The sequence below is a fragment of the Nocardioidaceae bacterium SCSIO 66511 genome (assembly GCA_023100825.1).
GTDB lineage: Bacteria > Actinomycetota > Actinomycetes > Propionibacteriales > Nocardioidaceae > Solicola.
Map to the genome: position 1 here is coordinate 719,226 of CP095846.1, position 26,529 is coordinate 745,754.

Annotated in this window: 25 protein-coding genes and 3 tRNA genes; 16 read left to right on the plus strand and 12 right to left on the minus strand. The window is 66.2% G+C overall.

Features of this window, described 5'->3' with window-relative positions:
• The first annotated feature begins 57 nt into the window (after nt 1–57).
• A complete protein-coding gene (locus tag MU582_03375) occupies nt 58–816 on the plus strand; it encodes a hypothetical protein (protein ID UPK75698.1) in 759 nt (252 codons plus the stop codon).
• A gap of 434 nt (nt 817–1,250) precedes the next feature.
• Here the strand turns inward: MU582_03375 and MU582_03380 are convergent, their stop codons facing one another.
• The 7 genes from MU582_03380 to MU582_03410 all read right to left on the minus strand — a co-directional run bounded on the left by MU582_03380 (nt 1,251) and on the right by MU582_03410 (nt 8,322).
• Complete coding sequence (locus tag MU582_03380; protein UPK75699.1) at nt 1,251–2,702, minus strand: hypothetical protein; 1,452 nt, start codon at nt 2,700–2,702, stop codon at nt 1,251–1,253.
• Between the two features lie 423 nt (nt 2,703–3,125).
• On the minus strand, nt 3,126–3,782 hold the full coding sequence (locus tag MU582_03385; GenBank protein UPK75700.1) for a DUF6226 family protein: 657 nt from the start codon (nt 3,780–3,782) through the stop codon (nt 3,126–3,128).
• 365 nt (nt 3,783–4,147) lie between these two features.
• Nucleotides 4,148–4,408 (minus strand): hypothetical protein, encoded by a 261-nt coding sequence (locus MU582_03390; GenBank protein ID UPK75701.1) that lies wholly within the window; start codon nt 4,406–4,408, stop codon nt 4,148–4,150.
• A gap of 146 nt (nt 4,409–4,554) precedes the next feature.
• Nucleotides 4,555–4,628: transfer RNA gene (locus MU582_03395), tRNA-Phe, on the minus strand.
• 85 nt (nt 4,629–4,713) lie between these two features.
• Nucleotides 4,714–5,325, minus strand: coding sequence for a class I SAM-dependent methyltransferase (locus MU582_03400; GenBank protein ID UPK75702.1), 612 nt, complete (start codon nt 5,323–5,325; stop codon nt 4,714–4,716).
• A gap of 117 nt (nt 5,326–5,442) precedes the next feature.
• Nucleotides 5,443–6,828 (minus strand): aspartate aminotransferase family protein, encoded by a 1,386-nt coding sequence (locus tag MU582_03405; protein ID UPK75703.1) that lies wholly within the window; start codon nt 6,826–6,828, stop codon nt 5,443–5,445.
• A 9-nt stretch (nt 6,829–6,837) separates the two neighbouring features.
• Nucleotides 6,838–8,322: a CoA-acylating methylmalonate-semialdehyde dehydrogenase gene (locus MU582_03410; protein UPK75704.1), complete on the minus strand. Its 1,485-nt coding sequence runs from the start codon at nt 8,320–8,322 to the stop codon at nt 6,838–6,840.
• A gap of 157 nt (nt 8,323–8,479) precedes the next feature.
• Here MU582_03410 and MU582_03415 point away from each other — a divergent pair, with 157 nt between their 5' ends.
• The 9 genes from MU582_03415 to MU582_03455 all read left to right on the plus strand — a co-directional run bounded on the left by MU582_03415 (nt 8,480) and on the right by MU582_03455 (nt 17,609).
• Complete coding sequence (locus MU582_03415; GenBank protein UPK75705.1) at nt 8,480–10,057, plus strand: PucR family transcriptional regulator; 1,578 nt, start codon at nt 8,480–8,482, stop codon at nt 10,055–10,057.
• 151 nt (nt 10,058–10,208) lie between these two features.
• On the plus strand, nt 10,209–11,348 hold the full coding sequence (solA, locus tag MU582_03420) for an N-methyl-L-tryptophan oxidase (protein ID UPK75706.1): 1,140 nt from the start codon (nt 10,209–10,211) through the stop codon (nt 11,346–11,348).
• The gene (locus tag MU582_03425; GenBank protein UPK75707.1) at nt 11,345–12,430 is read left to right on the plus strand and encodes an ABC transporter substrate-binding protein; all 1,086 of its coding nucleotides are present in this window, start codon (nt 11,345–11,347) and stop codon (nt 12,428–12,430) included. Before solA ends, MU582_03425 begins: the two co-directional genes overlap by 4 nt.
• Nucleotides 12,412–13,284, plus strand: a complete 873-nt coding sequence (locus MU582_03430) for an ABC transporter permease (GenBank protein UPK75708.1) — start codon at nt 12,412–12,414, stop codon at nt 13,282–13,284. Before MU582_03425 ends, MU582_03430 begins: the two co-directional genes overlap by 19 nt.
• On the plus strand, nt 13,281–14,075 hold the full coding sequence (locus tag MU582_03435; GenBank protein ID UPK75709.1) for an ABC transporter permease: 795 nt from the start codon (nt 13,281–13,283) through the stop codon (nt 14,073–14,075). The genes MU582_03430 and MU582_03435 overlap by 4 nt, the downstream gene beginning before the upstream one ends.
• The gene (locus MU582_03440; protein ID UPK75710.1) at nt 14,072–15,190 is read left to right on the plus strand and encodes an ABC transporter ATP-binding protein; all 1,119 of its coding nucleotides are present in this window, start codon (nt 14,072–14,074) and stop codon (nt 15,188–15,190) included. Before MU582_03435 ends, MU582_03440 begins: the two co-directional genes overlap by 4 nt.
• A gap of 38 nt (nt 15,191–15,228) precedes the next feature.
• Entirely contained in the window at nt 15,229–15,900 is a 672-nt protein-coding gene (locus tag MU582_03445) for an HAD hydrolase-like protein (protein UPK75711.1), read from the plus strand.
• Nucleotide 15,901: 1 nt separating this feature from the next.
• The gene (locus MU582_03450; protein UPK75712.1) at nt 15,902–16,903 is read left to right on the plus strand and encodes a D-2-hydroxyacid dehydrogenase; all 1,002 of its coding nucleotides are present in this window, start codon (nt 15,902–15,904) and stop codon (nt 16,901–16,903) included.
• Between the two features lie 34 nt (nt 16,904–16,937).
• Nucleotides 16,938–17,609 (plus strand): GntR family transcriptional regulator, encoded by a 672-nt coding sequence (locus MU582_03455; GenBank protein ID UPK75713.1) that lies wholly within the window; start codon nt 16,938–16,940, stop codon nt 17,607–17,609.
• Nucleotides 17,610–17,615: 6 nt separating this feature from the next.
• On the opposite strand, the gene MU582_03460 is transcribed toward MU582_03455, so the two are convergent.
• The 3 genes from MU582_03460 to MU582_03470 form a co-directional block, all read right to left on the minus strand.
• Nucleotides 17,616–18,494 (minus strand): esterase family protein, encoded by an 879-nt coding sequence (locus MU582_03460; protein ID UPK75714.1) that lies wholly within the window; start codon nt 18,492–18,494, stop codon nt 17,616–17,618.
• 90 nt (nt 18,495–18,584) lie between these two features.
• Nucleotides 18,585–18,661 (minus strand) — tRNA-Asp (locus MU582_03465).
• Nucleotides 18,662–18,720: 59 nt separating this feature from the next.
• A tRNA-Glu gene (locus tag MU582_03470) sits at nt 18,721–18,793 on the minus strand.
• A gap of 111 nt (nt 18,794–18,904) precedes the next feature.
• On the opposite strand from MU582_03470, the gene MU582_03475 reads away from it, so the two are divergent.
• Both MU582_03475 and MU582_03480 read left to right on the plus strand, forming a co-directional pair.
• The gene (locus tag MU582_03475) at nt 18,905–19,255 is read left to right on the plus strand and encodes a metallopeptidase family protein (protein UPK75715.1); all 351 of its coding nucleotides are present in this window, start codon (nt 18,905–18,907) and stop codon (nt 19,253–19,255) included.
• Entirely contained in the window at nt 19,248–19,967 is a 720-nt protein-coding gene (locus MU582_03480; protein ID UPK75716.1) for a pirin family protein, read from the plus strand. Before MU582_03475 ends, MU582_03480 begins: the two co-directional genes overlap by 8 nt.
• On the opposite strand, the gene MU582_03485 is transcribed toward MU582_03480, so the two are convergent.
• Nucleotides 19,927–20,763: an ATP-binding protein gene (locus MU582_03485; GenBank protein ID UPK75717.1), complete on the minus strand. Its 837-nt coding sequence runs from the start codon at nt 20,761–20,763 to the stop codon at nt 19,927–19,929. The two genes, MU582_03480 and MU582_03485, sit on opposite strands and share 41 nt — an antisense overlap.
• 187 nt (nt 20,764–20,950) lie before the next feature.
• Here MU582_03485 and MU582_03490 point away from each other — a divergent pair, with 187 nt between their 5' ends.
• Both MU582_03490 and MU582_03495 read left to right on the plus strand, forming a co-directional pair.
• Nucleotides 20,951–22,336, plus strand: a complete 1,386-nt coding sequence (locus tag MU582_03490) for an FAD-binding oxidoreductase (protein ID UPK75718.1) — start codon at nt 20,951–20,953, stop codon at nt 22,334–22,336.
• Nucleotides 22,337–22,395: 59 nt separating this feature from the next.
• Nucleotides 22,396–23,622, plus strand: coding sequence for a class I SAM-dependent methyltransferase (locus MU582_03495; protein UPK77100.1), 1,227 nt, complete (start codon nt 22,396–22,398; stop codon nt 23,620–23,622).
• Nucleotides 23,623–23,705: 83 nt separating this feature from the next.
• Here MU582_03495 and MU582_03500 read toward each other — a convergent pair whose 3' ends face one another.
• Nucleotides 23,706–24,380: a hypothetical protein gene (locus tag MU582_03500; protein UPK75719.1), complete on the minus strand. Its 675-nt coding sequence runs from the start codon at nt 24,378–24,380 to the stop codon at nt 23,706–23,708.
• A 246-nt stretch (nt 24,381–24,626) separates the two neighbouring features.
• Between MU582_03500 and MU582_03505 the strand changes: the two genes are divergently transcribed.
• The gene (locus MU582_03505) at nt 24,627–25,913 is read left to right on the plus strand and encodes a sensor domain-containing protein (GenBank protein ID UPK75720.1); all 1,287 of its coding nucleotides are present in this window, start codon (nt 24,627–24,629) and stop codon (nt 25,911–25,913) included.
• A complete protein-coding gene (locus MU582_03510) occupies nt 25,877–26,524 on the plus strand; it encodes a response regulator transcription factor (GenBank protein ID UPK75721.1) in 648 nt (215 codons plus the stop codon). The genes MU582_03505 and MU582_03510 overlap by 37 nt, the downstream gene beginning before the upstream one ends.
• Nucleotides 26,525–26,529: the final 5 nt, after the last annotated feature.

The following is a 26,529-nucleotide window of genomic DNA, read 5'->3' on the forward strand; positions in this document are numbered from 1 at the left end:
TGTTCCAGATTCCTCCGTTCTTGCCTATAACTCCCTACGAGTCTGTAGTTTCCTTCCATGAGCGAGCCGGACGAGCCACACCGGACGCCGAATGCTTGCTGGTGGTGCGGCGACCCCGAAACGACGGGGGAACACAAGTTCAAGCACAGCGACTTAAAGCGTCTTGCACGGGAGAATGGACAGGTCGACCCCACATCGGTCTACAAGGGCGGCGAGGGGTACTCCGGGACCCTGCGAAGCCTGAAGAAGGGTGCAGGTCTTCGCTGGGAGCAATCCCTCTGCGGTGCCTGTAACAACCACCGCTCACAACCGTTCGACATCGCGTATACGCGCTTCTCCGAGTATGTGTGGGAACGACAAGACCACTTCGAGCACTGCAACACCCTCGACTTCAACGATGTGTTCGGCATGTCGTGGTCAGCACAAGCCACAAACCTAGCTCGCTACCTCGGTAAGCAACTCGGGTGCGTGCTTGCTGAGAAGGGCCTACCAATCGCGCCGAGTATCATCCGCTTCCTGAACGGCGACTCGGGCTGCTCGGACGTCACGTTCGTCCTCTGGCGAGACCGCGCCAGACGTGAGCTGCATCGGATGGGCCAGCTGGACGAACTCGACGTTCGCGGATACTGGCTTCCACCCATGCCGCGGTACACCGACGAAGTCGGCGCGTTCGTCGGGACGGACTATGCATACATCATTGGCTTCTTTGGACTATGCGCCCGCTACCGCACCAACGTGGAGGCGAGCGCATCCTTCTTCGAATCCGCTACTGTGCCCGTCCCGCTCGATGACCAACCATTCAGCCTCCCGGACTGAACCTCTCGATCGTCTCACCCGAGTTACACACGCGGTCGCGTCACCGGTCGCGTGACCACGTTGCCGATTCCGGCTCTCTCCTTATCAAGGGCGCGCGCCGCTACGCGGCGCGCTTCGCTCCGTCGCGCCACGCGCCCGGGCATGCGGACCTTCGGCCCGTTCCGGGCCGCTCGCGCTCGGAGCTACACGCCTCGCTACCGGCGCGCGCACAGAACGCAGGAGTCGTCAGGCATCAGCTCGTGCGGCGAGTTCGTCGACCTGGCCGTCGAGCCCCGTCCCCTGATCGGTCCAGTCTTCGGCCTCCGCTCCACGAGTCAAGGGCGCTCCTACGTCGCGTCACTCCGTGATGGCGCAAGCGCCACCCTTGACACGCTCCACTCCGACCTACGAGCGGCACCTATCAGGGGATGGGGCAGGTGTGCCCGGACCTTCCATCATCGCCAGGGACGGTTCCAGGCCCTCGTGAGCGCATTGTGGAGGACGAACCCGTACCGTGCCGTGAATCCGGCACCAGAGACCTTACGGAAGACGAAGTCCGTATGCTCAATCTTTCCCGACGCGTTCCTAATACCGATTCCGCCGACCTCAAACATCTGCTTCAGAAGCATCATGGTCTCGCGTGGCTCTAGGCTTCCCTCAAGGTCTTCTTGTACCTCGCTGAACACAAACACGCGAGTTGGAAGTGTGCGCATTGCATCACGAAAGGCCGAGAGCTTGCGCTCGTTCCCGTACGGGAGCACCCCAGCGAGATTGTCGAATATCTCGCCTTCAAAGTAGTGCTCACTGTAGCTTTTTACGGCCTCGCGCGCATGATCGGATGTTACCGGCGTCGAACCACGGTGCGACGTCTGGACGTACCCCATGAGCGAGACCAGATCGCGAGGTATAAGTCGAGTGTAGTCGAGCAGATACTCTGAGACTTCGGTGTACGGGCCGAGGTCAACCGGTCCACGCAGGTAGGTCTTGACCAGGTTCTTTAGGTCTGGGCGCGCCACCGCGGCCTTACTCTCGACAAGACTCCACAACTTGTTGCCAGCTCCGATGCCGAGAGCGCTCCAGTCGAGGTGGACCGAATGCGGCTTGATCTTGTTGAGCTCGGCGCTGGGCAACACGTCGAAGATGTCTGACCGTACGGCGGCCACCACGGATATACGAGAGTCAAGGCCTCGGAGGTATCGATTGATCGACTCAATCGCGTGCATTAGGCCTGCTAACGATCGCAGCTCGTCCTCGGTCTCGAAGAAGAAGGAGTCAAGGCCGTCGAGCGCCACAAGATGTTGGCTCGTCGTCTCAACTCTTGCGATCGCGGCCTTCAAGATGGAGCACAGCTCGAGAGGCGTCGCGGACTTGACGGTCGTCCTTGAGGTAGTGACATCGACGACCTTGAGCTTGATTTTGACCGTCAGTGACGACCATTCAGCAACCTTTGCCCTCCAGTCTGTTGAGATCAAACCTTGCCGTTGCAGGTCGTCACGGAGCGTGTAAAACTCTCGAGGCGCGTTAATGCCCTCATCCTCCGCTAGCGACCCGAATATTCTTAAGAGAAGAAGGAACTCCCATGCGGACTGCGCACGAGAGGCACCCGGAGTCTGCCCGGTCTGGATCCGTGTGACGTCATTCACTGGAAAGGAACGCAGGTCCCACCAAACAAAGAACCGGTCCCAGCGGTCGAGCCACTCCAAACGCAGGTGTTCTAAGACTGCAGACTTTCCTGCACCCTTAGGACCAAGTAGGACCCACGTGCGGCGCGCGGCGATGCCATACGCCGCCTCGAGGTAGTCATAAAAGCCAGCCCGCAGGAGTTCTGGTTGCTCGACTGCCTCCATGTTGGCGTCGAGGTGACCGAAGTGCAGTTCGCGCAGAGGCGTTGGCTTTGCTGGTGGCATCCGGACAACTTACCGGGACAGCGACTGGCGCGTAGTCCGATTCCGGAAGATCAGCCCCGAGGATCGTCGATGCGAGTGTCTGGATGCTCCGAGGTGTGCAGCAACGGCTGTTCAAGCACAGACCCGGCGAGCGTCGTGGGACCTCGACAGGTCCCGGGCCCGATCGCGATCGACACGGACCGTCGACTTGTAGCGAACTGCGTACTGCTTCCCCAGGTCTATCGAACCATCGAGTCTGGCACAGGTCGGGCCGCTCGGGCAGGGCTTTCGGCTGGGCACCAGGTGACCCCCAAACTGACCCCAACGCCCCCAGTCGAAGGTCGTTGCGCGCGACTCGACGGGACCGACCGAGCAACGGAATCACGGCATGGCCGCAGTCTCGCCGACGCCTTTTAATCCGCGGGCGAGGCTCCGCCGCAGAGGTCACCACCAAGCCGTCCCCGACACGACCGGATAGGCGGACCGCTTCGCCCTGGCATCAGCGAGTACTTGCTCGGCCTCCGCAAAGCCCCATGGCCCGCTCGCGGACCAACCGTCGCGTTCGCCCTGCACGGTCCCTCGTGGAGTGGCGACGTGGGTGAACGCGCCGGTTACCACGTCGAGGATGTGATCATCCAATTCCTCTAGTAGCTCCGCAGACCCCGAGTCGCAGGCATCGCAGCCGCAGTCGGGGAGCAGCACGATCTCAACCGCTGGAGTACCGGCTCCAAGCAGAACGCCGTTGTCGGTCGGGCCTTTAAAGCCGCTAGTGCACACCAGGAGTGCGATGGCGTCGGTTCGGTGTGGTCGCACCCAGCGCGCCTGGCTGATCGGACCGCTGTCGGGCTTCTTCCCGCGCCACATCGCGCTCATGTCGTCGACCGTGCTGACCGTCGCGAGACCCAACCCGGTCAACGCACGAAGCCACGCCTCGACCCGAGCGCCGAGAATCCGATACTTCGCAGGATCGGAGACACGGGAGTACTCGGCCTCATCAGGCTCGTCCTCTGCGCCCGCATGCGGATCGGGCCAGGAGGGCGTGTTCGCTCCGGTCACCCTGAACTCAGCCTCGACGGCGGCACGAACCGTGTCTACGTTCATGACTTCAAAGCGTATGACAGCCGTGGTCTCATTTGCGGTCTCATTCGGTCCCGTTCGCGGGCGTACGGGTCACGGGTCGTGTACCGATGGTTCCAAGTCGCGAGCATTCCCGAACTCCGCCGATCGACTGACGACAGGCTTGGAAAGCGTGTTGGCGGCATAGCCCGCCCTGCGGCCTCTAGGCCATGCTCTGGCCCATGCGATTGGTCGCGAAACGACCGGAACTCGTCCGTATCGCCCGCGGGCGCCAGAGTGGCATCTGCGCAGGTCAGGGGCCACTTTCCGACCTGAACGCAAATCGGCAAGAAGCGGCAAACGCTAATCAGTGGCTTCCGGGTCGGGTGGAGATAAGCATCCTCAGACGCTCAGAAGCCGTCGTGGGCTTCGGGCGTCGTCGGGGACGTGCGGACGGGAGCGAGGTGTTCAGCCGATAGCCAGCGTTGGACGAACACAGCGCGGTTGGTGTCGTCTGAGCGGACCAGGACGACGAGCGCGCTCCACTTGTACGCGTGTCGTCGCCATTCCAGAACGAAGCCTTGCTCTGGCTCCTGGCCGCGGTCTGTCGCCACCCATACGTGCCGCGTGAACCGGGGCGGGGGCGCGTACATCGGTCTGCGTCTACCCACGACACCAGCGTACGACGAGTTCGAACACGTGTTCTATGTCTGCTCGATCACGTGCAACCCCCATGCAACCCAAGGGTCGGCAAACAGGGGTCAACGACGGTCACTGAGGGGGAGAGGCGATCGGGACTTTGGCCCGGAATTTCGGGTGGCCAGGGGCGGGATCGAACCGCCGACCTTCCGCTTTTCAGGCGGACGCTCGTACCAACTGAGCTACCTGGCCGTGTCCGTGGCGCGCGTACGAGCCGGACGGACGAGTGCCCGGCGTGCGCCGGGCTCCAGCAAGTATAGGGCCAAGGGTTCGGGGCTTACGGTGCGGGGACGCGCAGCACGGTGACGGCGAAGGACGCGTCGTCGTGCCAGGGGCGGAGGTCCCAGGTGGCGAAGCGGTGTTCGATGGGCAGACCGGCGGTTTCGAGGTCGGCGTCGAACTCCGCGAGCGAGTACTCCCGGTCGGTTCCGAAGCCGATCGAGATCGGACCGTCGGGGCGTACGTGGCGGCGCAGGTTCGACAGCACGGTGGCGCCTGTGCCCGGTGCGAGGAAGGGCATCACGTTGCCGGCGCAGATGGCGGCGTCGAACTTCTCGTCGATGCCGGCCGAGGGCAGATCGAGAGTCGACAGGTCGGCGTTGATCCACGTGGGGCCGGGATGGTCGACACGCGCGGCCTCGATCAGCTCCTGGTCGACGTCGACGCCGACGACGGTGTGGCCGCGGTCGTGTAGCTCCGCACCGATGCGGCCGGGCCCGCAGCCGGCGTCGAGGATGCGGGAGCCGCGTTCGACCAGGGTGTCGAGGAACCGCGCTTCGCCGGCGAGGTCTGCACCGTCGGCGGCCATCTTGCGGAACCGCTCGATGTACCACTGCGAATGGCCGTCGCCGGTCGCCGAGAACCAGCGTGGCGTGGGTGTGTCAGTCACGCGTCCATCCTGCACCACGGCCAGAAAGCCCCGGTGGGCCGCACGTTCCAGCCCCAAAATTCGAGAATCTGGGGCTGAAACGTGCGGCTCAGCGGGCGGGTCAGCCGGGGAAAACGGTCAGGCGACCAGCTTGTCGGTGTAGGTCAGCGCCTCGTCGATCACGTCGAGCCCGCGGCGCAGGTCGTCCTCCGAGACCACAAGGGGCGGCGCGATCTGGAGCCGGTTGAAGTGGATCATCGGCCAGACGCCCGACGCCTTGCAGCGGGCCATCAGCTCGGCCATCGGAGCCGCGTCGGCGCCAGATGCGTTGTACGGGACGAGCGGTTCGCGCGTCGCCTGGTCGCGGACGAGCTCAACCGCCCAGAACAGCCCGCGTCCACGTACCTCTCCGACGCTCGGATGCTTCGACGCCCACTCGGCGACGGTCGGGCCGACCACCTCGGACCCGAGCCGGCGCGTACGCCCGAGGATGTCGTCGCGCTCGAACACCTCGAACGTCGCGAGCCCGGCAGCGCACGCAAGCGGGTGACCCGAGTACGTGAGCCCGCCCGTGTACGCCCGATCGCCATAGTGCGTGGCGATCTCGTCGCGGATCACGACACCGCCCAGCGGTACGTACCCGGAGTTGATGCCCTTCGCGAACGAGATCAGATCCGGCTCGATGTCGTACGCGTCGAAGGCGAACCACTCGCCGATGCGGCCGAATCCGACCATCACCTCGTCGGCGAGATAGAGGATGCCGTGCCGGTCGCACAGCTCGCGTACGCCCTGCAGGTAGCCGGGCGGCGGGATCAGCACACCGTTGGTGCCGACGACCGTCTCCAGCGCGATTGCCGCGATCGTCTGCGGCCCCTCGAGCATGATGACCTCTTCGAGGTGGCGCAGCGCGCGCTCGGTCTCCTGCTCGGGGGAGTCGGAGTGGAACGCCGACCGGTACGGGTACGGGCCGAAGAAGTGGACAACCGACGAGTCGCTCGGCTCGTTCGCCCACCGCCGCGGGTCGCCGGTCATGCTGATCGCAGACCCCGTCGCACCGTGGTACGAGCGGTACGTCGTGAGGATCTTGCGCCGGCCGGTGTAGCCGCGCGCCATCCGAATGGCATTCTCGTTCGCATCGGCGCCGCCGTTGGTGAAGAACACCTTGTTCAGCCCGTCCGGCGCCTTCGAGGTGATCAACCGCGCCAGCTCGCCGCGTACGTCGTTGGCCATCGACGGCTGGATCGTCGCCAACCGACCGGCCTGCTCCTGGATCGCGCGGACGAGATCCGGATGCTGGTGCCCGAGGTTGAGGTTGACCAGCTGCGAGCTGAAGTCGAGGTACTCGTTGCCGTCGTAGTCCCAGAAGGTTGCGCCCTCACCGCGCGCAACGGGCGTCGGGTCGATCAGGTTCTGCGCAGACCAGGAGTGGAAGACATGCGCACGGTCGTCGCGACGTACCTGCTCGTTGGCGGCACGATCGGGCAGCGGTGCGGTCGTGCCGTCCCTTCGGGTGTATTCAGTCATGGCAAGCTCCTACCCGTTCGCCGGGAATCCGAGATCGATGCGAGAGGTCGCCGGGTCGGGCCAGCGGCTCGTGACGACCTTGCTTCGAGTGTAGAAGTGCACGCTCTCCGGGCCGTAGATGTGGGCATCGCCGAACAACGAGTCCTTCCAGCCCCCGAACGAGTACGAGCCGACCGGCACCGGGATCGGCACGTTGATCCCGACCATGCCCGCTTCGACGTCGAACTCGAACTGCCGAGCGACGCCACCGTCGCGGGTGAACAGGGCGGCGCCGTTGCCGTACTGGTTCTCGTTCACGATCTGCAGCGCCTCCTCGTACGTTGACGCGCGTACGACCGACAGCACCGGCCCGAAGATCTCATCGGTGTACACGGACATATCGGTCGTCACCTCGTCGACCAGGCTGACGCCGAGGAAGTAGCCATCGCCGTAGAAGCTCTGCTCGCGCCCGTCGACCACGACCTTGGCACCCGACTCGCGCGCCGCATCGATGTACGAAGCGACGCGGTCGCGGTGCTCGCCGGTGATGAGCGGGCCCATCTCGGATGCGGAGTCGGTGCCGGGGCCGATCGACAACGAGCCGATGCGCTCGCGGATCGCGGCGACGAGGTCGTCGGCGATGTCGCCGACGGTGACCAGCACGCTGACCGCCATGCACCGCTCGCCCGCCGAGCCGTACGCGGCGGACACAGCTGCGTCCGCGGCGGATGCGAGGTCGGCGTCCGGCAGCACGACCATGTGGTTCTTCGCACCGCCCAATGCCTGCACGCGCTTGCCGGTTGCGGCCGCGCGCTCGTAGACCGACCGCGCGATCGGCGTCGAGCCGACGAAGCTGACGGCCTGCACGGTTGGCGAGTCGAGGATCGTGTCGACGGCCTCCTTGTCGCCTTGCACCACGTTGAGTACGCCCGGCGGCAGACCCGCCTCGGCGAACAGTTCCGCGAGCAGTACGGACGCCGACGGATCCTTCTCACTCGGCTTGAGTACGACGGTGTTGCCGCATGCGATCGCGCTCGCGATCATCCACAGCGGCACCATCACCGGGAAGTTGAACGGCGTGATGCAGCCGACGACACCGACGGGCTGCTTGATGCTGTGCACGTCGATGCCAGACGACACCTGCTCGCTGAGTTCACCCTTGAGGTGCTGGGTCAGCCCGGCCGCGAACTCGACGTTCTCGATGCCGCGCGCGACCTCCCCGGCGGCGTCGCTGAGCACCTTGCCGTGCTCGCTGGTGACCACGGCGGCGATCTCGTCGCGGTGCTCGGTGAGCAGCGTACGAAGCCGGAAGAACACATCGGTGCGCTTCGTCAGGCTGGTGGCACGCCAGGCCGGGAGCGCGGCGGCGGCAGCGGCGATCGCTTCCTCGGTCTGCGCCCTCGAGGCGTACGCGACGTCGTGCTGCTTCTCGCCGGTCGCGGGGTTGAACACGACGCCCATCCGATCGGCCGACTCGACGCGCTTACCGTCGATGAGGTGGGGTACGACTGCCACGATGACTCCTGTCCAAGACACAATGTTGCGACCCGATACGGGGTCTGAAACTGCAGTGTGACACGGATCTGGCGCGACTCGAGCGGTCAGACCGTCGATGATGTGAGCTATCGTCGGACATTGTGTCCGTCGACCGAGGTGCACGATGCTGCCGACCGTGAGCGACGTCCTGGCGCTGACCGAGGTTGCCGCCGGGCGACCGCGCGTGCTTGCCGGGTTCGATGCGCTCGATCGCGAGGTCCGGTGGGTCCACGTAGCCCCGGTGAGTGGCACGCGTCGGTTGCTGCTCGGCGGCGAGTTGCTGCTGACGACCGGCGTCGGATGGGAGAGCGAGCCGCGCGAACTGGAGGCGTACGTCGACGACCTGGTCGCGGCCGGTGCGGCCGGGCTGATCCTGGAGCTCGGCGACCGCTTCGACGCCGCCCCACCGGCGTTGGTGACACGGTGCCAGCGGGTCGGCCTTCCGTTGGCCGTACTCGAACGCGAGGTTCGCTTCGTCTCCATCACCGAGGCCGTGCACGCGCTCATCATCGACAGCCAGTCGGCCGCGCTACGCGAACGCGATCGAGTGCACGAGGTCTTCGCGACACTCAACCGTCGCGGCTGCACCGTGGATTTCCTCCTCGATCAGGTCGCCCGGATGATCGGATCGGCTGTCGTACTGGAGGATCTGAACCACCGCGCGCTGGCATGGAGTTCGTTCGGACACGATCCGGGCAGCTACCTCGACGGCTGGGTCAGGCGTTCGCGACGTGCGGCGCGGGCCGCCATTGCACGACCCGCGCCCTACGAACGCACGACCCACTGGGCCGCTGGCGGTTGGTTGCGTACGCCGGTCGAGGCACTGGGGCGGCAGTGGGGCAGCCTCATCGCCGTCGACTGCGACGATGTGCCGTCGTCGGGCGAGGTGGTCCTGGAGAACGCCGCGCTGGCCTTGTCTCTTGCGCGCCTCGCCGGCCGCGACGAGTGGACCCGTGCCGGTCACCGGGCTCTGCTCGACGGGCTCATCGACGGCGCGTACGTCGGGAGCAGCGACCTCCATGCGGCGTTCGAGGCCACCGGCTTTCGTACCGAGAATCGGACGCTCGTCGGGGCCGGGCTCCGCGGGCCGGCCGATACGTTCACCGAGGTGCTGGCTCGCGTACGTGAACGCGCGCCCGCGAACAACCTCGACGTCGTATGTGGTCCGTGGTCGCAGGCGCCCGGCGATGCTGCGATTGTCCTGCTGTCGACCGACCGAGACGGCGCGGACCGAGAAGCCTTGTTGCGTTCGCTGCTCGGGCCGGTGACGACCGAGCGCATCGTGGTCGCGGTCGGTCCCGACGCCGAGTCCCTCGACGACCTGGCCGCATCGGCCGATGCGGCGCTCGGCCTGTTGCCGTCGCTACCGGTCACCGGAGCGCCGGGAATCCAGGTGCACCATGCGCGGTCGGCGGCCTTCGCCATGTTGATGTACGCCCGCCGTGGCGAGCCGGCACTTCAGGAGTTCGTCGAGGAAACACTCGGCCCGCTGCTCGCGTACGACGCCGAGCACGGTGCCGATCTGGTCGAGGTCGCGCGGGCGTACGTACGACACCCGACCAACCGCAAACGCGCGGCGACCGAATGTCACCTCTCCCGCTCGGTGTTCTACCAGCGGCTCGACACCATCGAGCGGCTCCTCGACGTCGACCTCCGCGACGGCGACGTCGTCGGTACGTTGCACGCCGCGCTCGTCGCGCACGGCCAGCTCTGAGGTCGCACACCGCGGGCGCGTACCAACCAATTTGCCAAACTGTCAACACTTTCGACAATTCCGTTTGACATTTAGAAAAAGTAAATCCAAAGTGTTGACACTTCCGATTAGCGTGCGATTTGATCATGCTGCTTGATCGGAAGGAGTGGGTATGACAGGTCAGCGGATCGCCGTCGTCGGCCTCGGCACGATGGGTGCCCAGTGCGCTTGGCAGCTCGCCCGGCGCGGGGTGCAGGTCGTCGGGTTCGAGACGTACGCGCCCGGCCACGCCCGTGGAGCGGCCGGCGGCGAGAACCGGCTCTATCGCACGATCGAGCTCGAAGACCCGCGCTACAGCCCGATCATCGAGCGCGCCGACGAGCTCTGGCGCGACCTCGAGACCGAGTCCGGCAGACACCTGCGTACGACGAGTGGCTCGCTGCTGATGGGCGATCCGGAGTCGTCGCAGATGGTGACTGCCCTGCGCAACGCGGCCGACACCGCTGCCCCGCATGAGATCTGGGACGAGTCCGAGCTGCGCCGGCGGCATCCGCAGTATCGGATGGATCCGGGCGATATCGCGATCTGGGACGAGCGCGGCGGGTACGTACGACCCGAGCTCACGGTGGCGACCGCTGCCGGGCTCGCCGAGAGCCACGGTGCGGAACTGCGGCGCGACACCAAGGTGCTCGATATCGCGCAGACCGGTTCGCAGGTGACGATCACGACCGCCGCCGGGCAGGAGACGTTCGATCGGGCCATCGTCGCCGCAGGCGCATGGACCCGCGTACTCCTGCCCCGGATGCGCGACGAGCTGGTCACCCGGCGGCTCATCTCCGCATGGTTCTTCGGCCGCGAGCCTGACTACCTCGACGCGATCCCGCCGTTCATCCGCGCCGAGCCGACCTATTGCTACGGGATACCGACGACGGACCACACGGCGATGAAGCTCGGTCTCGGTTTCGACCACCACCTGCCCTTCGACGATCCCGACACCGTCGAGCGAACCACCCGCCCGGACGAATGGGCGCCGTTCCAGGAGGCCGCGGCGCGCTACCTACCCGGTCTGCAGAGTCACCCGATGAGGGTCGAGACGTACCTCGAGACGTACACCCCGACGAGGCGCGAGTGGATTGGCCCCCATCCCGATCTGCCTGATGTCATCCTGCTTGCCGGGTTCTCCGGTCACGGGTTCAAGATGTGCCCGGCCATCGGAGAGATCGGCGCCGACCTCGCACTCGGCGAGCACGCCGGTGCGGCCGCCGAGTTCCTGACCGCGCCCCGAGCCAACGACCTCGGGGTCGCACCGTGAGGCGCCGACCCGAACCGCGCGCCGGCGGGATCGACCGGCGCTCCCTGCTGCGGATGGCCGGTGCAGCAGGCATGACGGCACTTGCCGCACCGGCACTGTCCGGCTGCGCGAGCGTGTTCGGCACCCAGCGCGAGAACGCCGTCGTCTTCGTCTCCGACGGCGGTGAGTACCAGGAGGCGCAGCGCCTCGCGTGGCTGGATCCGTTCCAGGCAGCACATCCGGAGCTCGAGGTCGTCGAGGACGTACCGAAGAGCTACGCCCGGCTCCAGGCGATGGTCTCGAGTGACAACGTGCTCTGGGACCTGATGACGGCGACCGGCGACTTCGGGTTCGGCGGCGACCGCGACTACCTCGAGGACTTCGCCGGCCATGGACTTCCACTCGACCAACTGCTTCCCCAGTACACCCACGAGTCGATCGTCGGCCACACGATCTTCTCCAACGTACTGGCGTACCGAACCGACGAGCTCAAGGGCAAGAAGCCGCAGAGCTGGGCCGACTTCTTCGACCTAGATGCGTTCCCGGGGCGCCGCGGGTTGCGTAACTATCCGTCTGGCGGTGTCGTCGAGATCGCCCTGCTCGCAGACGGCGTCGACGAAGACGACCTCTACCCGCTCGACTACGACCGGGCGTTCGCGAAGCTCGACACGATCAAGGACGACACGGTGTTCTGGACCACCGGGGCACAGTCGGCGCAGCTGCTCGCCGACGGTGAAGTGTCCATGTGTCAGGTGTGGAACGGCCGCGTCTACGACCTGCAGCAGGAGGATGCGCCGATCGAGATCCAGTGGAACCAGCACCTGATCCAGGCCGACTCGCTGGTCGTACCGCGCAACGCCAACACCGAGTACGCGATGAAGCTCGCCGAGTTCATCCTCGCGCCGGAGAACAACGCGAAGCTCTCGGAGTACATCCCGTACGGCCCGACCAACAAGGAGTCGTTGAAGATGGTCGATCCGAAGATCCGCGATCAGTTGCCCACGACCTATCTCGACGTCGGGATCGACTTCGACAACAAGTGGCTGAACGCACACCGGGCCGAGCTGGACTCACGCTGGCAGGCATGGGTGAGGTCGGCATGACCACCACGACACCGGCATCGCCGCGGAGGGTACGAAGGACCGGCTGGGGTTCGCTGATCTGGCCCGGGCTGATCTTCCTCGCGCTGATCTTCATCTACCCGTTCGCAGAGACGGCCTGGCGCTCGTTCACCGATCCCGGTCCGGAGAACTACGACATCTTCCGCACCGACCCGGTGTACGTACGTTCCCTTGTGACGACCTTCGTCACGGCGCTGATCGTCACGCTGACGGCGCTGGTGATCGCGTACCCGTACGCGTACCTGATGTATCGCGCCGGACCGAAGCTGACCGTGTTGCTGACCATCCTGGTGCTCCTGCCGTTCTTCACCAGCCTGCTCGTACGTACGTATGCGTGGACGGTGTGGCTGCAGCAGACCGGGATCGTGAACAACGCCCTGCTCGACCTGGGTGTCATCGACTCGCCGTTGTCGCTGATGCGCAACACCTTCGGGGTCACCGTCGGGATGACCCATGCCCTGTTGCCGTTCATGGTGTTCCCGATCTTCGCCTCGATGCTTCGCATCCCGAAAGACCTGGTGCCGGCGGCCCGGACCCTTGGCGCGACCGAGCGGTACGCGTTCAGAACGGTGTTCGTTCCGCTGTCGATGCCCGGCATCGTCTCCGGCTCGTTGATCGTGTTCGTCATGTCGCTCGGCTACTACGTGACGCCGGCGCTGCTCGGCTCGCCAGACGACGCGATGCTCTCGGAGCTCATCGTCAATCAGGTGGAGACGCAGCTGGAGTTCGGTGTCGGAGCGGCGATCGGCGTGGTCCTGTTGGTCGCGACCCTGATCGTGCTCGCGATCGGCTCACGCCTTGTCGGCTTCCGCAACATCGCATCCGGAGGTCGATGATGGACCGCAGGCCTTCCCTCCCGCTCCGGATCGTCGGCGGTGTGATCGGCGTTCTGCTGCTCCTGCCGACCCTGGTCGTCGTACCGATGTCGTTCTCGGACTCGGCGTTCCTCGCCTTTCCGCCCGAGGACTTCGGCACTCGCTGGTACGGCGAGTTCTTCTCCGACGACATGTGGATGTCCGCGCTCGGCGAGAGCCTGAAGATCGCGACGATGACGACGGTGTTGTCGATCCTCCTCGGTGTCCCGACGGCGATGGCGGTGATCCGCGGGAGGTTCCGCGGTAAGTCCGCCGTGCAGGCGCTCGTCCTGAGTCCGATGATCATGCCGCTCGTGGTGCTGGCCGTCGGTCTGTTCTTCGTCTTCAGCGACTGGCGGATGCTCGGCTCGGTCGGCGGCCTGGTGCTGGCTCACACGGTGGTCGCGTACCCGCTCGTCTTCATCGCGGTGTCGACGAGCCTGAGTGGGATGGACGAACGCCTGGAGCTCGCGTCGGCGAGTCTCGGCGCAGGTAGGTGGTACACGTTCCGACGGGTCACCCTGCCGATCGTGGCGCCCGGCGTCCTGACGGGCGCGCTGTTCGCCTTCACCACCAGCTGGGACGAGCTCATCTTGTCGATCTTCCTGTCCGGGCCGACCGTCAAGACGCTGCCCGTACGGATGTGGGAACAGGTACAGACCGAGCTCAATCCGTCGCTGGCGGTTGCCGCGACCCTCGTCATGATCGTGACGGTCACCCTCATCCTCGCCGCGACGTGGCTCGCCACTCGCAGGAAGGTAGTTCAGCCATGACGCTCACAACGACGCGGCCACCCGAGGAGAGAGTCGGCGGCGCGCTGAAGATCGCCGGCGTACGTAAGTCGTACGGTGACCAGCGCGGCGTCGAGGGGATCTCGCTCGAGGTCGAACCGGGCGAGTTCCTCACCATGCTCGGTCCGTCCGGTTCGGGTAAGACCACAACGCTCAACCTGGTGGCCGGCTTCCTCGAACCCGACTCCGGGCACATCGAGCTCGACGGTGCGGAGCTGTCAGGTGTCGCGCCGCACCGGCGCGGGCTCGGCATGGTCTTCCAGCAGTACGCGCTCTTCCCGCATCTGACGATTCGCGAGAACGTCGCGTACCCCCTGCGCGTACGCAAGGTCGCTCGCGCCGAGAGACGTACGCTCGTCGACGATGCGCTCGAGCTGGTCAAGCTCGGCGACTACGCCGACCGCAAACCGGCCGAGCTGTCCGGCGGCCAGCAACAGCGGGTCGCGCTCGCCCGGGCGTTCGTGTTCAAACCACGGCTGCTGTTGATGGATGAGCCGCTCGGAGCGCTGGACAAAAAGCTACGCGCACATCTGCAGACCGAGATCGCCCGGATCTGCCGAGAGCTCGGAGCGACGGTCGTCTATGTGACGCACGATCAGGAGGAGGCACTCGCTCTCAGCGACCGGATCGCGATCTACAACGAGGGGCGGATCGAGCAGATCGGCACGGCCGAGGAGCTGTACCTACGACCGTCATCGATCTTCGTCGCCGACTTCATGGGGGAGTCCTCGGTGTTCGAGGGAACGCTCGACGGTGACCGTCTTCGGCACGCCGACGGCACGTTCGCGGTCGGTCCGCGTAGTGGCCAGGACGTCGCGGACGCCACCGAGGCAGCGCTCGTCGTGCGACCGGAGAAGCTTCGCCTCTCTTCGGCCGATGAACCCGGCGAATCGGGCGACGTCAACAGCGTCGAGGCGACGGTCGAGGAGCGGGTCTATCTCGGGGTGGCCCGACGCTTCGTCCTGCGTACGAGGTCCGGGCTGGCGCTGACCGTACGGGTCGACGCCGACTCTGATGCCGCGGGTCTCAGTCTCGGCGACCGTGCGCAAGTCTCCTGGGACCCGGCGCATTCCGTACTGGTGCCGAGACCCGCGTAGTTCGCCAACCGATCGTATTCAGCATTCAGGAGAACGCAATGCCAACGCCCCCGGTGGTCACCTTCGACTGCTACCGAACGCTCATCGACTTCGACCTCAACGCGGCGACGCTGCCCATCGTGCGCGACCGGCTGGACGAGGTCGGCGTCGACCACGCGACGTTCCTGGACAACCTGCGCGTCATGCGGTTCCAGGGAGTCGCCAACCCGTACCAGCGCTACACCGACATCGTCCGGCAAACCCTCGAGACCTGCATGCTGCTCCACGGTGTGCCGTACCGCGACGACGACCACCCGCGGTTGATGGCGGCCGCCAAGGAGTTCCCGGTGTTCCCCGACGTGCCCCCGGCGCTCGAGCGGTTGAAGGAGGGCGGCTATCAGCTCGGCATTCTGACCAATAGCGACGATGACCTGATTCCCCACCACCTGGAGACGATCGGCGTCGAGTTCGACTACGTCGTGACGGCGGAGCAGGCCGGCGCGTACAAGCCGCGGCAGCAGGCGTTCGAGTACCTCTACTCGGTCCTGCCGCAGGAACGCAGCCAGATCACCCACGCCGCGCAGGGCTGGGACTACGACATCATGCCGACCCTCAATCACGGGGTGCGCCGGGTGTGGATCAACCGGTACGGCCTCAAGGGCAGCGACTACTACCAGCCGTACGACGAGCTGGGTGACCTGTCCGGGCTCCCGGCGCTCCTCGGGGTCTGAGATGCCGACCGGGGCGGCCGGGTCCGAACCAGACGAGCGAGATCGCGCGCAGGTGCGACTCGCCGTCCTGGTCGGCGATCACGAACCCGACCTGAGTGGCGTGACCGACGTCGAGGTACGAATCGCACGCCAGGATGCCCTTCCCGAAGCGCTCTCTGACGCCGATGCGCTGCTGGTCTGGGACTTCAGCGCCAAAGGCGTGGCCGAGGCGCTGCCGACTGCGCAGCGGTTGCGTTGGATCCACGTGAGCAGCGCCGGAGTGGATCGGGTACTCGACGACGAGGTGCGCCGCCGCGACTTCGTGGTCACCAATGTCAGCGGTGTCCTCGACGAGACGATGGCCGAGTACGTACTCGGTCTCGTGCTCGCGTTGGTCAAAGACCTGCGCGGGACACTCGAACGACAGTTTCGAGCGGACTGGGAGCATCGACCGACCGGCCGTCTCGCCGGCCGCCGCGCCCTGGTCGTCGGGGTCGGCGCGATCGGGCGCGCTACTGCCGATCTGCTGCGCGGCGTGGGCGTTCAGGTCGACGGGGTCGGTCGTACGGCGCGCGACGGCGATGGGCCCTTTGGCACCGTCTACGGACAGTCGGACCTACCCGATGTCGTCGGGGCGTACGACATCGTGGTCCTCGCCGCACCGCTCACCGCGCAGACTCGGCGAATGTTCGACGCCTCGACGATTGCTGCGATGCGGTCGTCGGCGTACCTCATCAATGCCGGACGCGGTGAGCTGGTCGACGAGCCGGCGCTGACGGATGCCTTGCGTAGCTGCGCGATCGCCGGCGCTGCGCTCGACGTGTTCGCGACCGAGCCGTTGCCGCGGGACAACCCGCTGTGGATGCTGCCCAATGTGATCGTCTCGCCGCACATGGCCGGCGACTACGTCGGCTGGCGCGACGACCTGCTGGAGGTGTTCCTCGAGAATCTCGACCGCTACCGAACGGGTCGGCCGCTACTGAATAAGGTCGACAAGGAGCTTGGCTACATACCCTCGCACTGAGCCGTCGGGCTCGCCGCGAGAGAAGGGGGAGGTCGTGAAGGGCCTCGACAGTGTGTTTCCGCTGCCATCCGGCGCAACCGCCGATCTGATCGCCGACGTGCTACGAGCACAGATCCTCGACGGCGAGCTGGAATCGGGAGCCCATGTCAACGAGGTTCATGTCGCCGAGCGGTTCGATGTGAGCAGGGGGCCGGTGCGTCAAGCCGTGCAGCGACTCGTGCAGGAGGGGTTGCTCACGCACGCCCGCAACCGCGGTACGCGTGTCGTGGAGCTGGATCTCGCCGACGTCGCCGACGTCTATCAGGTACGCGCGGCGATCGAGCGCGAAGCCGCTCTCGCACTCCTCGGTGATGTGCCCGACACCTTGCCCGAGCAACTCGACGAGGTGCTCGACGAGATGTCGCAGGCCGTTGAGCAGGACAGCTGGAGTGCGATTTCACTCGCCGACGTGCGGTTCCATCAGACGATCGTCAACGCGGCGCAGAGCCCGCGGCTGAGTCGGGTCTTCAGCACGTTGGTGGCAGAGAGTCTGTTGTGCATCCGTCGGCTCGAGATCGCGTACCAGTCGCGCGGTCGCCTTGTGGAGCAGCACCGCAAGCTCGCCGACCTGATGACGGCCGGCGACTCCGATGCGTACCTCGCGGAGCTGGACTGGCACCTGCGCAACTCGGTCATCACCATCTCGAACTCGCTCGACGGTTCCTGACTCGACCTACGTCGGGAGGTGCTGAGCGAGGAAGTCGAGCTGGGCCGGTGCCATCCGCCGCCAGTAGCCGACGTCGTGGTCGCCGAGCTGGAAGCCACCCGCCGGGGCGTCGTCGAAACCGTCGACGTACGTGCGGGTGTATCCGTAGAACGGGTCGCCCTCGCCGCAGTCGATGCGCACCGGGATGCCATGCAGAAGGCCCTGCTGACCCCACACGAGCGCGTCGGCGAAGTCGTCCTCGCTGTCGAACGCACCAGGTGAGGTCTCGGAGTAGCTCGACCACAGGGCAGGGCTCTCGGCGACGACGCCGAACACCTTGCGCGTACCGAGGCGTTGCGCGAGTAACAGCGCGCCGTAGCCACCCATCGACCAGCCGAGAAGTCCGATGCGTCCGACATCGAGCCCGTACTTGCCGAGCAACGGGATGAACTCGTCGACCACCATCGAGCCGGAGTCCTCGCCGCTGTCGCGAGCGTGCCAGTACGTATCGCCTCCGTCGACGCTGGCGATTGCGAACGGCGGTGCACCGCCTTCGACTGCAGCGGCAAGGAAGCGGTCGAGTCCGAGGTCGTCGAATGCCGATGAGTGGTCCATATGGCGACCGTGCAGTGCGACGACGACCGGCAGGTTGCCGCGGTGACCGGGCGGGTAAGCGAGTGACCATCGGCATCGCCGACCCGCCCTTGCCGTGGACCTGAACGCGCCGCTGACGACCCGACCCGGGCGTACGTCGGGGATAGACCCGTCGTCACCGTCGATGCCGAGATGGCTGTACGCCCACGACCTACCCGGGAGCACACCGGTCTCGACGCCGACGGCGCCTGCAGTCGCGCCGAGTGCGACTGCGCCACCGGCGACCAGGAAACCCCGCCTGCTCACGCCCATCCGGGTAGTTTCGCAGATCCGGCGCATAGGGACCGGGCGGAAACGACTCAGCGCCCCCGACCCGAAGGACGAGAGCGCTGCCGTATGCGATGGCGACCCTGACGAGACTCGAACTCGCGACCTCCGCCGTGACAGGGCGGCGCGCTAACCAACTGCGCCACAGGGCCAAGCTATTCAACTGTTTGCGATCCTCCGCGCTGCATATCGTAGCGCAGTGAGATCCGCGTGCCCCCAACGGGATTCGAACCCGTGCTACCGCCTTGAAAGGGCGGCGTCCTAGGCCTCTAGACGATGAGGGCGAGGTGTCAGGCAAGGTACTGCCGTCAGGGACCGCTACAGCATAGAGCGTCACCCGCGATGCGCCAAAATCGGCCCCGGGTGACGTTGCGTCGGGCTGCCACACTTGACCCGTGATCGATATCAACGAGGAGCGGTTCTTCGCCCTGGTCGAGGCGGCGTTCGCCGAGATCCCGGCCGAGCTGACCGACCTGCTCGACAACGTCGCCTTGTTCGTCGAAGACGATGCGCCGTCGTACGACCCCGGCCTGCTCGGGCTCTATGTCGGTACGCCACTGACCGAACGCGACAGCTCGTACGCCGGGGCGATGCCGGACCGGATCATGGTCTACCGGCGTCCGACACTGCGGATCTGCCGCACCGAGGACGACGTCGTACGCGAGGTTGCGATCACGGTCGCCCACGAGATCGCGCACCACTTCGGCATCGACGACGACCGGCTGCACGAGCTCGGCTATGCCTGAGCGGCCGGCGGTGACGGTGCTTCGCGGAGCCGACCGCTACCGCACCCGGCAGGACGGAATCGACACCAGGCATTGCTTCTCGTTCGGCGATCACTACGACCCCGACAACGTCGGGTTCGGCGACCTGACCGCGATCAACGACGAGTCGCTCGCGCCCGGCGCCGGCTACGACCTGCACCGGCACCGCGATGCCGAGATCGTCACCTGGGTGCTCGACGGAGCGCTCGACCATGAGGACTCCGCCGGCAACCGCGGCACGATCGGACCGGGCATGATCCAGCGGATGAGCGCCGGGGCCGGAGTCGAGCACGCCGAGCGAAACGCATCCGACGACGAGCCGCTGCGGTTCATTCAGATGTGGCTGCGCTCCGACGGGGCGGAGCGGCCGTCGTACCGTCAAGCCGACATCGGCGGCCTGCTCGATGAGGGTTCGTTCGTACCGGCCGTCTCCGGAGATGCCGACCCCCCGGCGGCGATCGACCTCGGTCGAGCCGGTGCGCGATTGTGGATCGGCCGCCTCGCCGCCGGCGCCACTGTCGAGCTTCCCGATGCGCCGCTGCGCCATGTGCACGTCGTGAGGGGGAGCGCGCGCATCGGCGACGAGGATCTGGCCGAAGGCGACACTGCGCGCATCGTCGGCGCCGGTGAGGTGTCAGTCGAGCCCCGCGGAGTCACCGAGATCCTGCTCTGGGGGATGAGTCGGTCCAGCTGACCGGATCTTTGCCGTCGATCTGGCGCACGAACTCGTCGAACTGCCAGTGCCGCACGCGTACCTGGTCCTCCGGCGGAGGCAGCGTGAGCAGCACCTTCTCGCGGCAGAACTGCTCGGCTCGGTCGAACAGCAACGTCAGCTCGATGCAGTCGGAGCGCTCCTCGGCCCGCGTCTGGTAGTGCAGGGTCGTCGACTTCTCGCCGCGCATGTACGCCCGGTCGAGGATCTGCTCGTCGCCGAGGAACACCGGGTTCACCTCGTCGAACCGGCGGGCTAGGTCGACGAGGGCGCTCGGTACGTCCGGATGGCGCTCGGGCTGCAGGTTGATCAGCATGATCTCGCGGCGCAGGTCGCGGTAGTACATCCGCGACTGCCACAGCAGCTCGACGGGTGTATCGAGCAGGTAGATGTCGATCGGCGCCGTCTGCGGACGTACGGAGGTGTACTGCTCGACGAAGTCCGACTCGACCCCGTCGTCGGGCGGGGCCGGGATGAACCAGACGCATTTGCCGTCGCCCCACGGCTCGACTCCCCAACTGGTCGTCATCGCGGCCACCAGCGAGATCCCATTGCCGTTGTTGCCGGTGTCCTGGAGTGCGTCGGAGACGACCGGTCGGGGACGGATGCGGCGCCGCGAGAGGTCGTACACGTCGACCCGCGGCTCGTCGCCGTTCTCGATCCGAAGGCCGATCCAGATAGTGGTACGGGCGTGGATCACGGCGTTCGCGACGAGTTCGGAGACCGCGAGGGTCGCGCTGTCGATCAGCTCTTCGCGGCGCAACTCGTTCAACTGCATGCGAATCCACCGACGCGCCTGCGAGGCCGAGCGAGGGTCAGGAGGGAGCTCCAGCGCTCGATCGGGCAGAGTGCCAGCCGTACTCACGAACCAAGACTTGCACTTATGTCGCGTCGCTCGCCACCCCTTGGCGGAGTGTCGCGTGCCCGCATGGGCGCAGTTGCGCGTACGCGCGTAGTCTGAGCGAGTGACGACGATCGGACATACTGCCCATCAACGAGGTGTGGACCGGCTGGTCGATTCGTACCACGCAATCCCGCCAGATCGGCCCGTACGTCTGGCGAAGAAGACCTCGAACCTCTTCCGCGCCCGCGAAGGCGTCGAGTCCGGCGGGCTCGACGTATCCGAGCTCGACGCCGTGATCTCGGTCGACGCCGAGGCCCAGACGGCCGACGTACAGGGGATGTGTACGTACGAGAACCTCGTCGACGCCACTCTCCCGTACGGCTTCATTCCGTACGTCGTTCCGCAGCTGCGCACCATCACGCTCGGCGGTGCGGTCACCGGCCTTGGAATCGAGTCGACGTCGTTCCGCAACGGTCTCCCGCATGAGTCAGTGACCGAGATGGACATTCTGACCGGTGCCGGCGAGATCGTCACGGCGACTCCGGACGGCATCAACGCCGACCTGTTCGCGGCCTTCCCGAACTCCTACGGAAGCCTCGGCTACGCGACGCGTCTGCGCATCCGGCTGGAGCGCGTGCCCCGGTTCGTTGCGCTGCGCCATGTTCGGTTCTCCGATGTGGAGCAGGCCGCGGCCGCGATCGAGACCATCGTGCCGAGCGGCGCGTACGACGGCGAACGAGTCGACGGACTCGACGGAGTCGTCTTCTCGCCGGACGAGGTGTACCTGACGCTCGCGACCTTCACCGACGAGGTGGCGCCGACCAGCGACTACGGCGGCCAGAGCATCTACTACCGCTCGATCCAGTCGCTGTCGCGAGACACCCTCACGATGTACGACTACCTGTGGCGATGGGACACCGACTGGTTCTGGTGCTCGCGTGCCTTCGGGGCGCAGCGCCCGGTCGTACGTCGGCTGTGGCCCCGCCGCTACCGCCGCAGCGATGTCTACCACAAGATCATCGGGCTGGAGAACCGCTTCGGCGTCGCCGCACGGATCGACCGCGCCCGTGGCCTGCCCGACCGCGAGCGCGTGATCCAGGACATCGAGGTCCCCGTCGACCGGCTCGCCGAGTTCATGGCGTGGTTCGACGCGAGCGTCGGCATGCGTCCGGTCTGGATGTGCCCGCTGAGGCTGCGACGTAGCGACGACGAGCCGGCGCGTACCTGGCCGCTCTACCCGCTGGAGATCGACCAGACGTACGTCAACGTCGGATTCTGGGGCACGGTGCCGATCGCGCCGGGCGCCGAGGACGGCGACGTCAACCGTGCGATCGAGGCGAAGGTGACCGAGCTCGGTGGGCACAAGTCGCTGTACTCCGACGCCTACTACGACCGCGAGACGTTCGACCGTCTGTACGACGGCGAGACCTGGGCGAAGGCGAAAAGCACCTACGACCCGCAGCAACGGCTGACGGGCATGTACGAGAAGGCGGTGAGGCGTCGGTGACGACGACAAGTGCGAGAATTCGAATCGCGGATGCCCTGACGGAGGTACTCCCGCACGGCATGCCGTTCAGGTTCACGGCGTACGACGGCAGCAGTGCCGGCCCACCCGACGCCAAGGTGCGACTGCATCTCGCCAACGAGCGCGGGCTTTCGTACCTGCTGACGGCGCCGGGCGATCTCGGGCTCGCTCGGGCGTACGTCGCGGGCGACCTCGAGCTCGAGGGCATTCACCCGGGAGACCCGTACGAGGCGATGGGCGCGATCCTCGACGATCTGCAGCCGAAGCTGCCGTCGCCGAGCGATGCGTTCCGGCTGCTGCGCGGGCTGGGGTTGTCGCACCTCAAGCCGCCGCCCCCGCCGCCGCAGGAGCACCTGCCGCGCTGGCGCCGCACGCTCGAGGGTCTGCGGCACAGCAAGACTCGCGACGCTGCGGTGATCCATCACCACTACGACGTGTCGAACGAGTTCTACGAGTACGTGCTCGGCCCGTCGATGACCTACACCTGCTCGGTGTTCCCGCATGAGGACGCCACGCTGGAGGAGGCGCAGGCGTACAAGTACGGCCTGGTCGCAAAGAAGATCGGGCTGAAGCCGGGCATGCGGCTGCTCGATGTCGGCTGCGGCTGGGGCGGCATGGTGATGCATGCGGCCAGCGAGTACGGCGTGAAGGCGCTCGGCGTCACCTTGTCGGAGCAGCAGGCCGAGTGGGCACAGCGCGAGATCGAGCGGCGTGGCCTCGCCGACCTCGCCGAGGTGCGCTTCGCCGACTATCGCGACGTACCCGAGCGCGACTTCGACGCGATCAGTTCGATCGGTCTGACCGAGCACATCGGTGTTCGCAACTACCCGGGCTACTTCCGCTTCCTGTACGACCGGCTGCGTCCGGGCGGACGCTTGCTGAACCACTGCATCACTCGGCCCGACAACCACTCGCGGGCGAGCGCCGGGGCGTTCATCGACCGCTATGTGTTCCCCGACGGGGAGCTCACCGGCTCGGGCAAGATCATCACGGTCATGCAGGACACCGGCTTCGAGGTTCGCCACGAGGAGAACCTCCGCGAGCACTACGCGCGTACGCTCGCCGGCTGGTGCCGCAACCTCGAGGCCAACTGGGATGCCTGTGTGAAGGAGGCCGGTATCGGCACGTCGCGGGTGTGGGGCCTCTACATGGCGGGCTCGCGGATGGCGTTCGAGCGCAACGAGATCCAGCTGCATCAGGTGCTGGGCGTACGCCCGGACAGCGACGGCAACGCGCACTTCCCGCTGCGTCCCGACTGGGAGAGCTGAGACGCGGCTCGTACAACACTGAGACGCCCCTTCTGCACTTTGCAGAAGGGGCGTCTCAGTACGTCAGAAGTCGCGTCTCGGTGTCAGACGTTTGACCTGATCGGGCCGACCTTGAGGTGCAGCTTGTTGCCCGGGCCCGACAGGAGCTGGGTGAGCAGCGAGTTGCGCAGGTCGAGCGGCGGCACGTTGACGATGCTGCACCCGTCGAACTTCGGGATGGTGAAGGTCGAGTTGATGACCATCGCCTTCTCGAGGTCGAGCTTCTTCTTGCTGATCATCTTGATCTTGAACGGGTCGGTCGTGCAGGTGTTCTGCACGATGTTGATGCCGTTCAGGATCGGAATGTCGAGACGGACGTCGGGGATCGCCAGCCGAAGGTTGGCGGTCGAGACCAGATGGCCCTTGTTCTTGCCCTTGCGCGGCACCTTGCCGGTGATCTTCTTGGTCTGAACCATGTTGACCTTGGCGGTGGTCGGCACGCCCGGGAGGGGTCCGATCTTGGCGTTCATATGCGCGGTGATCGTCGGCACCGACATCACGCCCTTGCGGATCTTGCCGCTCGGCAGGAACAGGCTCGTCTTGAGATTCGCGCCCTTGGGGAGAGTCAGCTTGTCGCCGGTCTTGGCGACGGTGCTGGTGCCCTGGACCTTCGCCTTGATCTTGATCTCCGACGCGGACGCTGGCCCGCCGGCCGCAACCGCTCCGGTGACCAAGGCCGTTGCGGCGGCCCCGATAGCCACACGCTTGAGAACCGACATTGAGATACTCCCTATTGCTCGACATGCGTACGCACCGAGATAGCGTACGGCTTGTGGTGATCAGGTTGTGACCCAGATCATCAGGACGGCCATACTACTTTCGAGTAACCAGTGGTGCAACCCTGTGTTGCGGGGCTTGACGGGGTGCCCGGCGCCCAAGCGGGGTGGGCCTACGCCCACTGACGGCGCGGCACGGGTGGTCGATGATGGAACCGTCGACACCACCGCAACAGAAGGGGCAACGCCGTGACGGCAACCTTGGACGAGCGTGGCACAGACCGCCAGCTCGCGGCGCGCGTCAAACTGACCGCGCTCGCCGTCGCCTACGCGCTGTTGAGCGTCCCGCTCGCGATCATCTTCGCGCTGACCTCGGCCAGTGTCATCACTCTCGTGATCGGCCTCGGAGCCATCGTGCTCTCGATGTTCCTGCCGTTGTTGCGAGCGCTCGCAAACCAGCATCGGCGGATGGCCGAGCTCACCCTCGGTGGTCGGATCGAGTCGCCGTACCTCTCGACCGCCGGAATGTCAGCGATGTGGCGGCTGCGCACCTGGCTCACCGATCCCGCTACGTGGCGCGACCTGCTGTGGGCGCTGATCAGCTGCACGGTCGGCATCCTGCTCACGAGCTTGGCCGTTGCGTTCCTGCTCGGAGTCGGATGGTTTCTTGTCTTTCCGCTCGTATTCGCCGTGACACCGGAGGGACTCTTCGACATCAACTACGGCCTGTTCAAGATCGACACGTTCGGCGAGTCGTTCCTCGAATGGACGTGGGCGGTCGTCTCCGGTCTGCTCTGGTGGTACGGCACGCCGTTTCTCGTACGTCTGCGCGCTCAGCTCGATCGCGCGTTGCTCGCGCCGTCGCGGGCGCAGCTCGAACGCCGCGTCGCGCAAGTGGCCGAGTCGCGCGCCGAAACCATCGACCATTCGGCTGCGGAGCTCCGTCGGATCGAGCGCGACCTCCACGACGGCGCCCAGGCCCGGCTGGTCGCACTCGGCATGAACCTCGGCATGGCAGAAGACCTGATGCGCAAGGACCCCGAGGCGGCGGTGAAGTTGCTCGAGGAGGCCAGGCTGACGACCACGTCGGCGCTCGGCGATCTGCGCTCGGTCGTACGCGGCATCCACCCTCCGGTGTTGGCCGACCGCGGCCTCGACGGTGCAGTACGCGCGCTCGCCCTAGACATGGCAGTGCCGGTCGACGTCGAGATCGTGTTGGACGGCCGGGCGCCCGCGCCGGTCGAGTCGGCGGGGTACTTCGCGGTCGCGGAGATGCTCGCCAACGTCGGTAAGCACTCGGGTGCGACTCGGGCTCAGGTCGACGTCAGGCATGCCGAGGGGGTGCTCCGGATGACCGTCACCGACAACGGTCACGGCGGCGCAGACGCCGACTCGGGCACCGGACTGGCAGGGGTGCGTCGACGGCTCGCGGCCTTTGACGGCACGATGGAGGTCGTGAGTCCCGCCGGGGGACCGACCACAGTCACCATGGAGTTGCCGTGCGTGTTGTCATCGCCGAGGACCTCGCCCTCCTGAGAGATGGCCTGACCCGTCTGCTGGAGGCCAACGAGTTCGAGGTGATCGCGGCGGTCGACAACGCGCCGTCGCTGACCAAGGCGCTCGCCGAGGCCGACGTCGACGTCGCCGTCGTCGACGTACGAATGCCACCGACCTTCACCGACGAGGGCCTGCGCGCCGCGATCGAGGCCCGCGGTAAGCGCCCAGGGTTGCCCGTACTCGTCCTATCGCAGTACGTCGAGCAGCTGTACGCACGTGAGCTGCTGGCGAGTGGCGACGGTGCCGTCGGCTACCTGCTGAAGGACCGGGTCGCGAACGTCACCGAGTTCGTCGAGGCCGTGCGCCGCGTCGCCGACGGCGGCACCGTGCTCGATCCTGAGGTGGTGTCGACCCTGCTTGCGAAGGCGGGAAACGACACGGGCATCGGCAGTCTCACCCAACGCGAGCGCGAGGTACTGGAGCTGATGGCAGAAGGTCGATCGAACGCCGCGATCGCGCGTGAGCTGTTCGTCACCGAGAAGGCGATCAGCAAACACTCCAACAGCATCTTCACCAAGCTCGACCTACCCGTTGACGAGGATGACAACCGCCGGGTGCTCGCGGTCCTCGCGTACCTCCAGGGCGGCTGAGTCGA

Coding starts and splice junctions, on each gene's coding strand:
- MU582_03495 (UPK77100.1), top strand. CDS start 22,396: ATGCCGTTCAGGTTCACGGCGTACGACGGCAGCAGTGCCGGCCCACCC.
- MU582_03385 (UPK75700.1), bottom strand. CDS start 3,782: ATGAACGTAGACACGGTTCGTGCCGCCGTCGAGGCTGAGTTCAGGGTG.
- MU582_03485 (UPK75717.1), bottom strand. CDS start 20,763: ATGCAGTTGAACGAGTTGCGCCGCGAAGAGCTGATCGACAGCGCGACC.
- MU582_03450 (UPK75712.1), top strand. CDS start 15,902: ATGCCGACCGGGGCGGCCGGGTCCGAACCAGACGAGCGAGATCGCGCG.
- MU582_03445 (UPK75711.1), top strand. CDS start 15,229: ATGCCAACGCCCCCGGTGGTCACCTTCGACTGCTACCGAACGCTCATC.
- MU582_03435 (UPK75709.1), top strand. CDS start 13,281: ATGATGGACCGCAGGCCTTCCCTCCCGCTCCGGATCGTCGGCGGTGTG.
- MU582_03460 (UPK75714.1), bottom strand. CDS start 18,494: ATGGGCGTGAGCAGGCGGGGTTTCCTGGTCGCCGGTGGCGCAGTCGCA.
- MU582_03380 (UPK75699.1), bottom strand. CDS start 2,702: ATGCCACCAGCAAAGCCAACGCCTCTGCGCGAACTGCACTTCGGTCAC.
- MU582_03405 (UPK75703.1), bottom strand. CDS start 6,828: ATGACTGAATACACCCGAAGGGACGGCACGACCGCACCGCTGCCCGAT.
- MU582_03480 (UPK75716.1), top strand. CDS start 19,248: ATGCCTGAGCGGCCGGCGGTGACGGTGCTTCGCGGAGCCGACCGCTAC.
- MU582_03500 (UPK75719.1), bottom strand. CDS start 24,380: ATGTCGGTTCTCAAGCGTGTGGCTATCGGGGCCGCCGCAACGGCCTTG.
- solA (UPK75706.1), top strand. CDS start 10,209: ATGACAGGTCAGCGGATCGCCGTCGTCGGCCTCGGCACGATGGGTGCC.
- MU582_03430 (UPK75708.1), top strand. CDS start 12,412: ATGGGTGAGGTCGGCATGACCACCACGACACCGGCATCGCCGCGGAGG.
- MU582_03440 (UPK75710.1), top strand. CDS start 14,072: ATGACGCTCACAACGACGCGGCCACCCGAGGAGAGAGTCGGCGGCGCG.
- MU582_03375 (UPK75698.1), top strand. CDS start 58: ATGAGCGAGCCGGACGAGCCACACCGGACGCCGAATGCTTGCTGGTGG.